Source organism: Corynebacterium sp. HMSC076G08 (assembly GCF_001811515.1).
Taxonomy (GTDB): domain Bacteria; phylum Actinomycetota; class Actinomycetes; order Mycobacteriales; family Mycobacteriaceae; genus Corynebacterium; species Corynebacterium hiratae.
Genome location: NZ_KV805057.1, coordinates 469 through 13,900 on the forward strand (window position 1 = coordinate 469; position 13,432 = coordinate 13,900).

The 13,432-nt window shown below is 63.2% G+C and carries 10 protein-coding genes and 2 pseudogenes; 3 read left to right on the forward strand and 9 right to left on the reverse strand.

Going from position 1 to position 13,432, the window contains the following annotated elements; genetic code table 11:
- Positions 1-294, forward strand: a pseudogene (locus HMPREF2806_RS13610) (hypothetical protein); the annotation flags it as partial.
- Positions 295-469: 175 nt separating this feature from the next.
- On the opposite strand, the gene HMPREF2806_RS13980 reads toward HMPREF2806_RS13610, so the two are convergent.
- Both HMPREF2806_RS13980 and HMPREF2806_RS07910 read right to left on the reverse strand, forming a co-directional pair.
- The gene (locus tag HMPREF2806_RS13980) at positions 470-2,656 is read right to left on the reverse strand and encodes a 3-hydroxyacyl-CoA dehydrogenase/enoyl-CoA hydratase family protein (protein WP_070517168.1); all 2,187 of its coding nucleotides are present in this window, start codon (positions 2,654-2,656) and stop codon (positions 470-472) included.
- Positions 2,657-3,817 (reverse strand): acetyl-CoA C-acyltransferase, encoded by a 1,161-nt coding sequence (locus HMPREF2806_RS07910; RefSeq protein ID WP_070517170.1) that lies wholly within the window; start codon positions 3,815-3,817, stop codon positions 2,657-2,659.
- Between the two features lie 308 nt (positions 3,818-4,125).
- Here HMPREF2806_RS07910 and HMPREF2806_RS07915 point away from each other — a divergent pair, with 308 nt between their 5' ends.
- Complete coding sequence (locus HMPREF2806_RS07915) at positions 4,126-5,289, forward strand: NRAMP family divalent metal transporter (protein ID WP_141745908.1); 1,164 nt, start codon at positions 4,126-4,128, stop codon at positions 5,287-5,289.
- Complete coding sequence (locus HMPREF2806_RS07920; RefSeq protein WP_369799716.1) at positions 5,280-6,059, forward strand: putative hydro-lyase; 780 nt, start codon at positions 5,280-5,282, stop codon at positions 6,057-6,059. The genes HMPREF2806_RS07915 and HMPREF2806_RS07920 overlap by 10 nt, the downstream gene beginning before the upstream one ends.
- 448 nt (positions 6,060-6,507) lie before the next feature.
- On the opposite strand, the gene HMPREF2806_RS07925 is transcribed toward HMPREF2806_RS07920, so the two are convergent.
- The 7 genes and pseudogenes from HMPREF2806_RS07925 to HMPREF2806_RS13615 all read right to left on the reverse strand — a co-directional run.
- On the reverse strand, positions 6,508-7,107 hold the full coding sequence (locus tag HMPREF2806_RS07925; protein ID WP_046649182.1) for a GntR family transcriptional regulator: 600 nt from the start codon (positions 7,105-7,107) through the stop codon (positions 6,508-6,510).
- 22 nt (positions 7,108-7,129) lie between these two features.
- Positions 7,130-8,926, reverse strand: coding sequence for an acetyl/propionyl/methylcrotonyl-CoA carboxylase subunit alpha (locus HMPREF2806_RS07930; RefSeq protein WP_070517174.1), 1,797 nt, complete (start codon positions 8,924-8,926; stop codon positions 7,130-7,132).
- A gap of 24 nt (positions 8,927-8,950) precedes the next feature.
- Positions 8,951-10,498 carry a 5-oxoprolinase subunit B/C family protein gene (locus HMPREF2806_RS07935; protein ID WP_070517176.1) on the reverse strand — a complete coding sequence of 516 codons (1,548 nt, stop codon included), beginning with the start codon at positions 10,496-10,498 and terminating at the stop codon, positions 8,951-8,953.
- Complete coding sequence (locus HMPREF2806_RS07940; protein ID WP_070517178.1) at positions 10,498-11,259, reverse strand: 5-oxoprolinase subunit PxpA; 762 nt, start codon at positions 11,257-11,259, stop codon at positions 10,498-10,500. The genes HMPREF2806_RS07935 and HMPREF2806_RS07940 overlap by 1 nt, the downstream gene beginning before the upstream one ends.
- A gap of 194 nt (positions 11,260-11,453) precedes the next feature.
- Positions 11,454-12,017 (reverse strand): hypothetical protein, encoded by a 564-nt coding sequence (locus HMPREF2806_RS07945; protein ID WP_070509519.1) that lies wholly within the window; start codon positions 12,015-12,017, stop codon positions 11,454-11,456.
- A gap of 266 nt (positions 12,018-12,283) precedes the next feature.
- Positions 12,284-12,979: a hypothetical protein gene (locus HMPREF2806_RS13820; protein WP_070517180.1), complete on the reverse strand. Its 696-nt coding sequence runs from the start codon at positions 12,977-12,979 to the stop codon at positions 12,284-12,286.
- A 247-nt stretch (positions 12,980-13,226) separates the two neighbouring features.
- A pseudogene (locus HMPREF2806_RS13615) lies at positions 13,227-13,432 on the reverse strand (hypothetical protein); the annotation flags it as partial.

The window sequence follows — 13,432 nt, forward strand, 5'->3', positions numbered from 1 at the left end:
TTTGACGACCGCGTCAAAGTCAATCGGGACGAACGTGCCTTGCCCGCTACTGCGCTTATCTACGAAAATCGCGTCCAACTCGTTATTGATGGGCATGTGAAATATGACGGAATCACCTACGGCAAACCGGTGGATGAGGTCATCCGGGCGGAGCGGCAGCGTGAAAAGCACATCCAGAATCTAGGCTTTGTTGTCTTGCCGTATTCCCCGAGCGAATTGCTTTATGAAAGACCACGAGTGGTCAGTGAGGTGCGGGCAGCGCTCAAGGCTGTGAGGTCGCACCGTAGCGCATAGTGGTGGGGTGGAAAGCGAGCCTCATCAAGCACCGCCGAGTTTAGATGGTCCTTCTACTTTGGTTTCTTAGTGCTGATAAGGGACCATCTCCACACCAAAACCCCATACAAATGGTCCCTTTGCTGAGTAAAGGGGACCAGAGTAAGGGGACCATTTGCGATGAGGGTGGCGCAGGCTAGTTGTTGAGCGGCTTGCGGGTCGCGGCCATGTGCTTGGCGCGCTCCACGTTGGCGGGCAGGAGGACCAGCGGTACGTCGTACTCCACCTCGCGGTCGCAGAACTCGGTGAAGCTCAGCGAGCCGGAGCCGGTGTACATCTCGGCGAGCTTGGCCACGATGACGTGGTCATTCTCGGTGGTGCCCTCGATAGGCCAATCGCGGTCGAGGGCGGGGGAGCCGGAGTACATCTCAATCTCCTCATCGGCCGGCGGGGTGTAGGAGCCGGCCAGGGTGGCGGCCTCCTCCATAGCGCGGGCGAGGACGTGGTCGTAGGACATGAGCACGACATCATCCGAGGACAAAAAGCCAGCCTTCTGTGCCTCGAAAGCAGACGAGAAGTTGCGGGCGGACGCGATGAAATCGAAGGCCTTCTGGTGATAGTCTTCGACACCGGCCGCCTTGAGGCGCTCCAGCGAGGAGATGGTGCCGGTCCAGCCGGGGTAGAGGCCCACGGTGCGCTCCGGGAAGCCAAGGCGGGTATCGGCGTGGGCCACGATGCGGTCGCAGGCCAGAGCGGTTTCGAAGCCGCCGCCCAGAGCGACGCCACGCACAGCGGCCACGACCGGAACCGGGGCGAACTTAAGGGCGCGTAGGGTGGTCGAGCCGTCCGAAAGGAGGGATTCGACGAGCGAGGCATCGCCGGACTCACCAGCGGAAGCGATGGAAGCGAGGTCTGCGCCCGCGCAGAAAACCGGCTTGTCATTACCAATAACCAGCGCGACGAGGTTCTCCGAGGTCACGGCGCCCAGAGCGGCACGGATGACTTCGAGGGCGGGCGTTGGCAGGGAGTTCATCGGGGTGTGTAGGTCGATGATGCCGATGCGGCCAGCCGGGGTGGAGACCGCGTGGACAGCGCCCGCCTCCTGAGACACGATGGTCTCCGCATCCAGAGAAGCCAGGGTGACAACACCCTCGCGCGGCGCGAGTTCCTGACGTTCTCCCTGAGAAGAGAGCACCGAGCCCTTGCCGTAAAAACCGCCCGCCGAAGCCGCGGCGGAGACCAAGGCCGGGACGTTGGAGCCGTAGGCGGAGGCAACCCAGTCGATGCCGATGGCGTCGGCAAGCGCGAAGATGCCCTTCTTCCAGCCGAAACCAAGAGTAAGGCCCTCGTCGATGAGGCCCACGTGGTCCGCAATGTCAGGTGCGACCTCGCAGCAGTACGCCAGCGTGTCGAGGAAGACGGCGCGGGCAAAACGGCCGCCGGGGGAATCGGTCTCCATGACCTCGCGCGGATCTTTGAGGCCCACGACAGGATCGGTGGGCTGAGTGCGGGGTACGTATTCGTAGGAGGCGTTGATGACCTCGTCACGGCCGCGATAGAAGCCACCGTCACCGGTGCGGCCGGTCAGACCGCGGGAAACGAGGCCCTCGATGAAGGAGTCATCGCCGAGGGGGACGTCGAGAAGCGGATCGCCCGCCGGCAGGGCCGTCTCCAAAGACGTCCAAATGGGCTTGACCAGCTGGAGGCCAATGTAATCGAGCAGCCCGAAAATTCCGGTGCGGGGGATGCCGAAGGCGCGGCCGAAGGCAGCGTCGGCGAGCTCGTAGCTCACGTCGAACTCGCGGGCGCGGGCCACGCCGGCGGCCATCCAGTAGCAGCCCACGCGGTTGGCAATGAAGCCCGGGGTATCGCGGCATTCGAGCGCAATCTTGCCCAGGGTTTGCTCGATGGTTGTGCGCAGCGCGGTCTCCGTGGCTCCGGACGCGATGAGCTCCACCAGGCGCATGACCTTCGGCGGGTTAAAGAAGTGCGTGATGGCGAACTTATCGCGGCGGGTCTCCGGTACGCCCTCAAGCAGGGAGGCCAGCGGCAGGGTTGAGGTATTCGAACTCAACAGAGCATCCGCGGACAAATGAGGCTCGATGGCCTGATAGAGCGAGTGCTTGGCGCCCAGGTCTTCGAAGATGGCCTCGATGACCCACTCGCGGTCCTCCAGCAGGGCGTAGTCATCGCTGGCGCGAACACGCTCGGCAAATTCCGGCAGGTGGAAGCCCTTGCGCTTGAGCTGGATCTCGACGCCCTTCTGGGCACCCTCCGCATCCTGGTCCAGCAGCACGACGTCCATGCCCGCGGACGCGCAGAGCGCGGCAATACCGGAACCCATAGAACCCGCGCCGATGACGGCTACCTTGGTGATGCTCATTTACTTCGCTCCATTCTCAATAATCATGGCGATTCCCTGACCGCCGCCGATGCACATGGTGACCAGGCCATAGCGCTTGCTCTGGCGGCGCAGCGCATAAGCCAGCTTGGTCAGCAGGATGATGCCCGTGGCGCCAACCGGGTGGCCGTGCGCGACGGCACCGCCGTAGATACTCGTCTTGGCCGGGTCGAAGCCCAGCTGGTCCTGCACGGCGATGGCCTGGGCGGCGAAGGCCTCGTTGGATTCGATGAGGTCGATATCGTCTAGGCTCAGGCCGGCCTTCTCTAAAGCCTTAGGCACCGCGGCGACCGGGCCAATGCCCATGCGCGTCGGGTCCACGCCCGCGACGGACCAGGACACAATCTTCGCCAGCGGGTCCAGGCCACGCTTGGTCACTTCCTCCGCGGTGGCCAGCACGGCGGCCGCTGCGCCATCGTTGATGCCGGAGGCGTTGCCGGCAGTGACGGTTCCGTCCTTAACAAAGACAGGCTTGAGCTTCGCCAGCTTCTCGACGTCCGTCTCCCGCACCCCCTCATCAAAGTCCAGCTCGCCGACGGGGACGATTTCTTCCGTGTGGACGCCTTCCGTGCGAGCCTTCGCGGCGCGCTCCTGGGATTCGGCGGCGAATTCGTCCTGGCGCTCGCGGGTAATGTTGTTATCCGCGGCGACGTTTTCTGCGGTCACGCCCATATGCCCAGTGCCGAAAGGGCAGGAAAGCGCGCCGGTGAGCCAGTCGTAGAGTTTGCCGTCACCCATGCGCTTGCCAAAGCGCGCGCCTTCGACGGAGTAGGGGGCGTTGCTCATCGATTCCGCGCCGACGGCGAGCGCTACGGAGCCGTCGCCAGACTGCAGGAGCTGGGCCGCGCTGATGACCGCCTGGACGCCGGAGCCGCAGAGGCGGTTGACTCCCATGGCGGTGGAGGAGTCTGGCATGCCCACGTTCTTGGCAATCGCCCGGGAGAGGTAGAAGTCCTTTGGAACCACTGGCATGACGTTGGAGGCCACGGCGGTATCGAGGTCTGCTCCGGTAAGACCCGAACGCTCAATAGCTGCTTCGGCGGCCAGAGAGCCAAGTTCGGTGAGGGAGAGGCGCGCGAGGCTGCCGCCAAATTTGCCGATGGGCAGGCGTGCAGCCCCGGCGATGTAGATGTCCTGGGGCATGGGTTCCTCCGTTGATGAATACGAATGACGATTAGTTAACTTAGTATCCTAGGTCACCTTTTGGAGGCGCGCAACGGTGTGCGGTCAGGGTGTGTGGGCCGCTGCAATTTTGGCGAGGGTGTAACGTGCGCCACCCCCGCGCTGTTTACAGATTGTTGAACAACCCCTATGCTTTCACCAACGTTTAATGCGACCTTCGTCACGAAAGGTGCCCAACAATGAGTTCGGAACCCACCAACCCCTCCGCTTCCCGGGAAGCCGCCCACAACGCGCCGACAGAGGTGCAGCCTCCCAAGGGCATCGGCGCCATGGCCGGCGCCATGTTCCTCATGGCTACCTCCGCCATCGGCCCCGGCTTTTTGACCCAAACTTCCGTCTTCACCGTCCAGATGGGCGCGGCCTTCGCCTTCGCCATTGCGCTGTCGATCATCGTCGACATCGCCATTCAGCTGAACGTGTGGCGCGTGCTTGCCATCTCCGGTATGCGTGCCAACGAGCTGGGCAACACCGTTCTGCCTGGCCTCGGATGGTTCCTCGCCATCCTGGTCTTCATCGGCGGCATGGTTTTTAATATCGGCAATATCGCCGGCTCCGGCTTGGGCCTGAACGCCATGCTCGGCATCGATGCCCGCATCGGCGGCCTCATCGCTTCCGCCATCGCCATCTTCATCTTCCTGTCCAAGCGTGCAGGCGTAGCACTCGACCGTATCGTCGCCGCGCTGGGCGCCATCATGATTCTGCTCATGCTCTACGTGGCGATTGTTTCCCAGCCGCCGGTGGGCGAAGCCCTGAAGAACACCGTCATGCCGGAGAGCGTCGATTTCTTCGTCATCACCACCCTCATCGGCGGTACGGTGGGCGGCTACATCACCTTCGCCGGTGCGCACCGTCTCATCGACTCCGGCCTCTCGGGCCCGGAGAACGTCAACGCGATTACCAAGACCTCCGTTCTCGGCATCATCGTCACCGGCATCATGCGCGTGCTGCTCTTCCTCGCGGTCCTCGGCGTTGTGTCTACTGGTGTTGCGCTCTCTGAGGACAACACGGCCGCCGATGCTTTCCGCCACGCCGCCGGCGAGTTCGGCCTCCGCGCCTTCGGCGTCGTCCTCTTCGCCGCAGGTCTGTCCTCCGTTATCGGTGCCTCCTACACCTCCATCACTTTCGTGACCACCCAGAAGGTCAGCCCGCGCACCCGCAACTTCCTGACCGTCGGGTTCATCGTGGTCTGCGCCATCCTCTACGGCATTCTCAACTCCGCGCCGCAGAAGCTCCTCATCTTCGCGGGCGCCTTCAACGGCATCATCCTGCCTATCGCCTTCGCCATGATCATGTGGGTCGCGTTCAAGCGCCACGACCTCACCCACGGTGTCAAGCAACCGATGTGGCTCCTCATCGCTGGCGTGTTAGCGCTCGTGCTGGAAATCTTCATCGGCATCAAATCCATCTCCGGAATCGTTAACCTATGGGCATGATGCAGACCCCATCAGAGGTACGCGCCTTTGCCCGCGCACACGACATGACCACCACCGCCGGCCACGCCCGCGGCTTCATGCAGGCCAACCTCATCGCGCTGCCGAGCGAGTACGCTTTTGATTTCCTCCTCTTCGCTCAGCGCAATCCCAAGCCGTGCCCCATCGTGGGCGTGCTGGAGGCCGGGCAGTTCACCTCTGACCTCATCCCGGGCGGGGACATCCGCACCGACATCCCGGCCTACAACATCTACGAGGACGGCCAGCTTACGCAGACGCTTGACGACGCTTCCCCGTTCTACTCCGACGACATCGTCTCCTTCCTCATCGGTTGTTCCTTCACCTTTGAGAATGCGCTCGTGGAAAACGGCATTTCCATCGCTCACATTGACCAGGGGCGCAATGTACCGATGTATCGCACCACGATTCCCTGCGCGCCGGCCGGCGTCTTTTCGGGGCCCATGGTGGTCTCCATGCGCCCGATTCCTGCGAGCCAGGTTTCCGATGCCGTCCGCATCACCTCCCGCTACCCGGGCGTCCATGGCGCCCCGGTTCACGTGGGTGACCCAGCGGCCATCGGCATCGAGGACTTGTCGCAGCCCGATTTCGGCGAAGCCGTCGACATTCCCGAGGGCACCATCCCGGTCTTTTGGGCGTGCGGCGTGACCCCGCAGGCCATCGTGATGAACTCGCGTCCCAGCCTGGCCATTACGCATGCCCCGGGCAAGATGCTCGTCACCGATATCCCAGACCGCGATTTCCTCATCCCTTAGTTACTGCCGCAGCGGCTGGAGTGCTTTCCGGTCTCGTCATTCTGCTCCACGCCGCGGCACTACCTTCCGTGACTAGACGCCTCACACTAATCGCGGCGCACCGCCGACTACGGCGCCGAGTACGCTGCCGCGTGGCTCGTCACCAGATGGCATCTCACAAAAGGCATCCCGCAGATGGCATCCGCCAAAAGGTGTCTTTGGGGCTAAAAACGCCATGTGTGCAACCCAAAAGGCGTTTTTAGGCGTGAAAACGCCTTTTGACTGACGCCTTTTAGAAGATGCCATTTGCGAACTGCCCCCATGGCCGCTCATTAGCTGTTTGCGCAAGCGAAAACGGTCCCGCGGGCGAAAAAGGCCCGTAAACGCAGGGTAGGCCCGCGGGCGAAGCTGGATCCGCGGGCGAAGAAGTACCTGCAAACGCTGGCGGTCCTGTGTCGCGGAGGCGCAGTTAAAGGACCCGGAGAATCGATTCCATCGCGCGCATCAAGTCCGCGCGGCAGGCATCGGCGGCGGCTTCACGTTCGCCTTGCGCGATGAGGTGGGCCAAGTCGATGTTGGCTTGGACGTGATTATCGTGAATCTGCGGGTAGCGCTCCAGCGTCAACAAGAAGGTCAAGCGCATGCGCGCCAGCAGGTGCGACATGGAGCGGTCCAGCGTCGGCGAGCCCAAGCCAGCGACCAACTGCCGGTGGAAGCGCTGGTTGATGAGGGGGCGGGGTGCGTCGGAAAGCACGGCGGATTCGGTCAGCCGCACCAGCTCGCCTGGGTCTTCGAAGGTGGCATAGCGCGCCGCGGCCGGCTCGATGGCAGCGCGCGCAAAGTACAGATCGCGCACGAAATCGGCATCCGGGGTGGCAATGAACACGCCCCTGTGCGGGATGCGCTCCACGATGCGCTCGGAAGCGAGCATGGCGAAAGACTCCCGCAAGGTGTTGCGGGAGCATTCGAAGCGCTCGGCGGCGCGGACCTCGCTGAGCTGATGTCCGGGCATGTACTCGCCCTCGGAGATGGCGGCGCGAAGCGCGGAGGCGACGGAATCTGCAAGCATGCGACTTACAGTAGCCCGCCGCTTAAGAAATCGTGGCGATCACCGCGCCCGGTTCCAGCCTGGATCCTTCTTTCGCCACGCGGCTCAGCTTTCCGGCGGACGGGGCCTTGACCGCGGATTCCATCTTCATGGCCTCAATCGTGGCGATGGCCTGGCCTTCCTCGACGGCCTCGCCGTCCGCCACGTTCCACGCCACGAGGTTGGCCTCGTAGGGGCAGGTCACTTCGTTACCGTTGGCGCTGGCACCGGAGGCCGCGCTTGCCGACGCCCCCTTCACCGGCCCCTGCGACAACATATCGGTGGGGAAGCCCACGCTGACCAGCTTGCCGTCGATCTCCAGCGCCACGCGGGTGCGCTGCGCGTAGATGGCCTCGACGGGGACCGTTGTGCTCGTGGCCTCCGCGGAAGGGCGGTAGTTGTGGTCGAGCCAGTCGGTGTAAATGCCGGCCGCGGCATCGGCGTCGCCATGGTCCACGAGGACCTGGGAGGAGACCATATCGCGGTGGAAGGGCAGCACGGTGCGTACACCTTCGATGTCGAATTCCTTCAACGCCTGCTGCGCGCGCTTCAGCGCGATCTCCCGGGTCGGGCCCCAGACCAGGAGCTTGGCCACGAGCGAGTCATAGTAGGGCGGGACGATGGAACCGGAGCGCACGCCCGAATCCACGCGGATGCCAGGACCCGTCGGCGGCTCGAAGCGCACGATGGTGCCGGGGCACGGCGCGAAGCCGTTGAGGATGTCCTCGGCGTTAATGCGGAATTCGAAGGCGTGGCCATCGGACACAGGGTCCGATGCGTCTGAAGTTTGCGCTTCAGACGAGGAAGAGGAATCAGACGGGGAATCGGACGCGAAGGAGAGGGGTTCGCCGGAGGCGATGCGGAACTGCTCCGCAATGATGTCCACGCCCGTGACCATCTCGGTCACCGGGTGCTCCACCTGCACGCGGGTATTGACCTCGAGGAAGGAGATCGTGCCATCCTCGGAGACGATGTACTCGACGGTGCCGGCACCGGTGTAGCCGACCTTCGCGCAGATGGCGCGGGCGCCTTCGTGGATGCCGGTGCGCTGCTCGTCGCTAAGCGCAGGCGCCGGGGCCTCCTCGATGAGCTTCTGGAAGCGGCGCTGCGTGGAGCAATCGCGGGTGCCTAGCACGGCGACGTTGCCGTGCGTATCGGCCAGAATCTGCGCCTCCACGTGGCGCGGGTGAGTGAGGAACTTCTCCACGTAACATTCCGCACGCCCGAAAGCCTCCTTGGCCTCGCGGCCGGCGGAGTTGAAGGCGGCCTCGATGTCCTCGAGGTTCTCCACCACCTTGAGGCCGCGTCCGCCGCCGCCATAAGCCGCCTTGATGGCGATGGGCAGGCCGTGCTCCTCAGCGAAGGCGCGGGCCTCCTGCCAGTCATCGATGGGATCGGAGGTACCCGGTGCCAGCGGAGCGCCGACCTCCTCGGCCACGCGGCGCGCGGCAATCTTGTCACCGAGCAGCTCGATGGACTCCGGCGACGGGCCAATCCATGTCAGGCCGGCCTCCGCCACGGTGCGGGCAAAGTCGGCGTTCTCCGAGAGGAAGCCGTAACCGGGGTGGATGGCGTCAGCACCGGCGCGCACGGCGATATCGAGGAGCGCCGGGATGTTCATGTAGGTATCCGCCGCGGAGTTGCCGGGAAGCGCATAAGCTTCGTCAACCACCTGGGTGTGCAGGGCGCCGGCATCGGCTTCGGAGTAAATCGCGATGGAGCGGATGCCCAGGTCACGCGCGGTGCGGGCAATACGGACGGCGATCTCGCCGCGGTTAGCAATAAGGACTGCAGAGATCATGGGTGGGTGTTCCTTTACTAGTGGTTAAGCGAGTTCAAAGCGGACCGTCGCCCCCGGCGGGAGCTGCGCGGCAATATCAATATCTTCTTCAAGGACAGTGGCGATGACCGGGTAGCCGCCGGTCACGGCGTGATCGCGGAGGAAAATCACGGGCTCGCCACTCGGCGGGACCTGGACCGAACCGGCAACCATGCCCTCCGAGGGCAGCTCGCCCTCGCGGGCGCGGCTCAATTCCACGGATCCCTCCGGGCCGACCAGGCGAACGCCCACGCGGTTGGATTGCGCGGTCACAGCCCACTCCGTGGCCAGGAATGCTTCCAGGCTCTCGGGAGTGAACCAGTCATCGCGCGGGCCGAGCACGCAACGCAGCACGCCCTCGGTCTGTCCGTGCGCGCCTTCGCGAACGCGCATCGGGTTGCTCAGCTGGGCATCGGTCATCGCGGTGGAGCGGGGGAGGACACCTATGACATCGCCCAGCCGCACCGGCTGCGGCCCCAACCCAGAGAGCACGTCCGTCGAGGCAGAGCCCAGCTCCGCATCCGCCACGATGCCGCCGCGGATAGCGATGTAGTTGCGCAGACCCACCGTCGCGGGATCCACGGTCACCGTTGAGCCAGCGGTGACGAGCACCGGGCGCGCGAGGTGCACCGGCATATCGTCCAGCAGGACGCGGGATTGGGCGCCAGTGACGCACACGACGGCGTCGGTCAGCGCGTGCAGGCGAATGCCGCCGATATTCTCTAACACGGTGGCTCCGCGCGGATTGCCCACCGCGACATTGGCCGTGGCGGCCGCTGCCAGGTCGGCCGCACCCGAGGGCGTGACCCCCAAGTTGCCGCGGCCAGGGCGGCCCTGATCCTGATAGAGCGTCAGCAAGCCCGCATCGAGGACCTCCAAGCGCGGCAGGCGTGCCGGTGTGCGGCGGCCGAAAGGAGTGGTGGACACCACCTCTGGCAGTGAGCTCACCGCACGGTAGCGTACGCGGTCACCGGGCTGAACCAGCGCTGGCGGGTGGGCATCGGATTCCCACATCGGGGTCGAGGTGGTGCCCAGCAGCTGCCAGCCGCCGGGGGAGACGCGCGGGTAGACAGCGGAGAAACCGCCAGCAATACCCACGGCACCCGCCGGCACCGCGGTGCGCGGGGTGGCGCGGCGCTCGATGTTGAAGTTCTGCGCCGGGTCAGCCGGGGTGCAATAGGTAAAGCCGGGCGCGAAGCCGCCGAAGGCGGCGAGCCATTCGGTGGATGTGTGCCAGTCAATGAGGCCTTCGCGCGACATACCCATCAACTCGGCGGCCTCGTCGAGGTCCTCGCCGTCATAGAGAACGTCGATCTCCACAAAGCGCGGATCCTCGCCCGCCTGCGCCGTGGGGTGGAAGTCCTGGAGCTTCTCAGCGGCAGCTGCAGCAGAATTCGGCGTGGCAAAGGTCAACAGCAGGGTGGTGGCAGCAGCAATCGCGTCGACTTGGTCCTTGAGCGGATTAGCGTCGAGGGCCGCATGCCACGCCATGACCTGGGACAAGTCCTCCAGCTCCACGAGCAGCGCGCGCGTTCCTACGGGGTGAATATGCATCAGATGGCGCTCCGAATCTCAATCCCGCGCGCCTGCAGCTCCTTGACTACACCGCGCAGCAGTTGTACCGCGCCGGGCGAGTCACCGTGCGTGCACACCGACTGGGCGTCCACGTTGAGCACGGAGCCGTCGACGGCGGTGATGGATCCGGTCTCAGCGACTTCGAGCACGCGCTTGACGACGTCCCCCTCATCACCCATCACCGCATTCGCCTCTCGCCGTGAGACGAGCGTGCCATCGGGGTTGTAGTTGCGGTCAGCGAAGGCCTCACGGATGACGGTGAGTCCTTTCTTCTCGGCGATGTCAACGGCGATGCCGCCGGGTAGCAGCATGACGGGGAGATCTCCGAAGGCCTTAATGCCGTCGATAACTGCGTGGGCCTGGGCCTCGTGGTGGACGATGGTGTTGTACATCGCGCCGTGCGGCTTGACGTAGACCACGCGGGTTCCGTTGGCCTGGGCTAAGGCTTGGAGGGCACCGATTTGGTAGGTGACTTCGTCGGCAAGCTCGGCAGGATCGTAATCGATGAAGCGGCGCCCGAAGGCTGCTGGGTCGTTATAGCCCACGTGCGCGCCGACGGTGACGCCTGCTTCTGCGGCCGCCTTGAGGGTGCCCGCGATGGAGTGCGGATCGCCGGCGTGGAAGCCGGTGGCGACGTTGGCGGAGGAGACGAGCTGGAGCATCGCGGCGTCATCGGCCACGGGGTTGCCGGCGGTGGTTTCGCCGAGGTCAGCGTTGAGGTCTATGTGCAGCGTGCTCATGACAGGAGGACACCTCTTCTATAGTTCTCGAATTGTTGAACAATCTATGGGTGCCTAGTGTAGTCCGCATCACGTCAGTTTGTGAAGTGTGTCCCGCAACTGCGTTGTGGGGGTAAGTGAAAGCGCCCCCGTGCCACAGGTTCTGTGGCGCGGAGGCGCTGGTATTAGGTGCCTGTGCAACAGGCGTTAAAGACTTAGAGCTTCAGGGCGTTCTTGACGAACGGGAAGGCAGCTGCGATGACGGCGAGAACGCCGGCAACGATAGCAGCGATGCCGAGCGGGGTCGGCTTGTTGTCCTCGGAAGAGAGCTCATCCTTAACGGAGCTCTTCTTGTCCTTATTCTTGTCCTTGTCCTGCTCGTTCTTGTCCTTGTCCTTGTCTTCGTCCTCGACAGGTGCAGGATCCTGGCGCTCGCCGTCGACGATATCGAAGTCGACCTTGCCCGGGCCGCCCTGGGAAGCGCCCCAATCGCCGAGGTCGATCGATTCGGAGTCGCACACTGCTGCGCCTTCCTTGGCCATTTGGAAGACATCGAAGCGGCTCAACGTGAGCTCTGCATTGTCGGTGGCCTGCCAGGCGAACTCGCTCACCTTCTTGAAGGTGTGGTCCTTGCCGTCAATTTTGACGGTGAACTCAGCCTTCGGGGTACCGCAGTTGGTAGTGGTGGCAGCTTCCTCAGCAGAGGCGACGGTGGTGCCAGCGAATACGAGAGAGCCAGTCAGGGTTGCGGCGAGCAGGCCGCGGGAGAAGTTATTCATGTTGTCTCCAGTAGAGATGAAATAGAAGTGAAAAATAGTGAATCGGAAAGGTTTTAGAACCAATCAGATAACCGGTATCGGCTGAGGTAAGAGTGTAGGTCGCTCGTGCAGCGGATGTCGCAGCTTTGAATATAAATTTGACTATTTTTAATCTGCCCCTTAGCTAACGGGTGTTTTCCGGACATCGAAAACACCCCCAATCACTTGAACGAAGTGATTGGGGGTGACTAGTCAACGCCGAAGAAATGGCGTTTTAGTGCTTCAGGTTAGAACGGAAGCTTGATGCCCAGTGCGCGTGCAGCATTCGGGACGATTGCAGCCAGTGCGCCAAGGACGCCAATGACGATTGCTGCGATGCCCAGGTCGGTCGGCTTGCCGTCCTCGGAGGACAGTGCATTCTTGATGCCATCAAAGGAGCTCTTGTCCTTGTTTTTGTCCTTGTCGCCCTCGGACTCGTCACCGTCGCCGTTTTCGGAGTCTTCGTCGTCGCCGTTGTCAGCGTCGTCGCCGCCGTCGCCGCCCTCAGACTCGTCGTCGTTGTCAGCGTCATCGTCGCCGCCCTCGGACTCGTCGTCGTTGTCGGCGTCATCGTCGCCACCGGTGTTGCCGTCTGACTCATCGTCGCCGTCGGTCTCGTCATTGTCGGAACCGCCGCCATCGTTGCCGGTGCCCCAGTCGTCGATATCGATAGATTCAGCATCGCATACGTCTTCGCCATCCTTAGCCAGGTCGAAGATATCGGCGCGGCTTAGCTCAACCTTTTCATCGTCGGTGGCCTGCCACAGGAATTCGCTGACCTTCTTGAAGGTGTGCTCCTTGCCATCAACGGTGGCAGTGAACTCGGCCTTCGGGGAGCCGCAGTTGGTGGTGGCAGCTTCCTCAGCAGAGGCGGCGGTGGCCCCAGCGAATGCGAGTGAACTGGTCAGGGTTGCGGCAAGCAGGCCGCGAGAGAAGTTAGACATAAGTACTCCGAGAATAGGTAGTAGGTGAAAGGGTGATGGAAAGTGGAATGAATCATTCCGTTAACCGGTACCGGTTGGGTTCGGAGTGTAACCCAGATCCCACGCCTGCGGCTGATGTAAGACGAAAAACCTTTGGTTTTCGGGAGTACTCCCCATGAACACACAAAGGCACCCCCAATCCACGCGATGGTGGTGGGGGTGCCTTGTGTGCTTAACGACGTCCCTTAGGACGTTCAAGCTTCAGTGATTAGAACGGAAGCTTGATGTTCAGAGCCTGAGCAGCGGCCGGAACAGCAGCAGCAATTGCGCCAAGGACGCCGAGGACGATGGCGGCGATGCCCAGATCGGTCGGCTTGCCTTCCTCGGAAGACAGCTTGGCCTTAATGTCGTCGAAGGAGCTCTTCTCCTTGTTCTCCTCCGGCTTCTTGCCGTCACCAGGGTTCGTGCCCTCCT

What these genes read in the sequence shown, in the direction of transcription:
- HMPREF2806_RS07915 (WP_141745908.1), top strand. Translation starts at nt 4,126, where the DNA reads ATGGCCGGCGCCATGTTCCTCATGGCTACCTCCGCCATCGGCCCCGGC.
- HMPREF2806_RS13980 (WP_070517168.1), bottom strand. Translation starts at nt 2,656, where the DNA reads ATGAGCATCACCAAGGTAGCCGTCATCGGCGCGGGTTCTATGGGTTCC.
- HMPREF2806_RS07940 (WP_070517178.1), bottom strand. Translation starts at nt 11,259, where the DNA reads ATGAGCACGCTGCACATAGACCTCAACGCTGACCTCGGCGAAACCACC.
- HMPREF2806_RS07935 (WP_070517176.1), bottom strand. Translation starts at nt 10,498, where the DNA reads ATGCATATTCACCCCGTAGGAACGCGCGCGCTGCTCGTGGAGCTGGAG.
- HMPREF2806_RS07925 (WP_046649182.1), bottom strand. Translation starts at nt 7,107, where the DNA reads ATGCTTGCAGATTCCGTCGCCTCCGCGCTTCGCGCCGCCATCTCCGAG.
- HMPREF2806_RS07920 (WP_369799716.1), top strand. Translation starts at nt 5,280, where the DNA reads ATGGGCATGATGCAGACCCCATCAGAGGTACGCGCCTTTGCCCGCGCA.
- HMPREF2806_RS07945 (WP_070509519.1), bottom strand. Translation starts at nt 12,017, where the DNA reads ATGAATAACTTCTCCCGCGGCCTGCTCGCCGCAACCCTGACTGGCTCT.
- HMPREF2806_RS13820 (WP_070517180.1), bottom strand. Translation starts at nt 12,979, where the DNA reads ATGTCTAACTTCTCTCGCGGCCTGCTTGCCGCAACCCTGACCAGTTCA.
- HMPREF2806_RS07930 (WP_070517174.1), bottom strand. Translation starts at nt 8,926, where the DNA reads ATGATCTCTGCAGTCCTTATTGCTAACCGCGGCGAGATCGCCGTCCGT.
- HMPREF2806_RS07910 (WP_070517170.1), bottom strand. Translation starts at nt 3,817, where the DNA reads ATGCCCCAGGACATCTACATCGCCGGGGCTGCACGCCTGCCCATCGGC.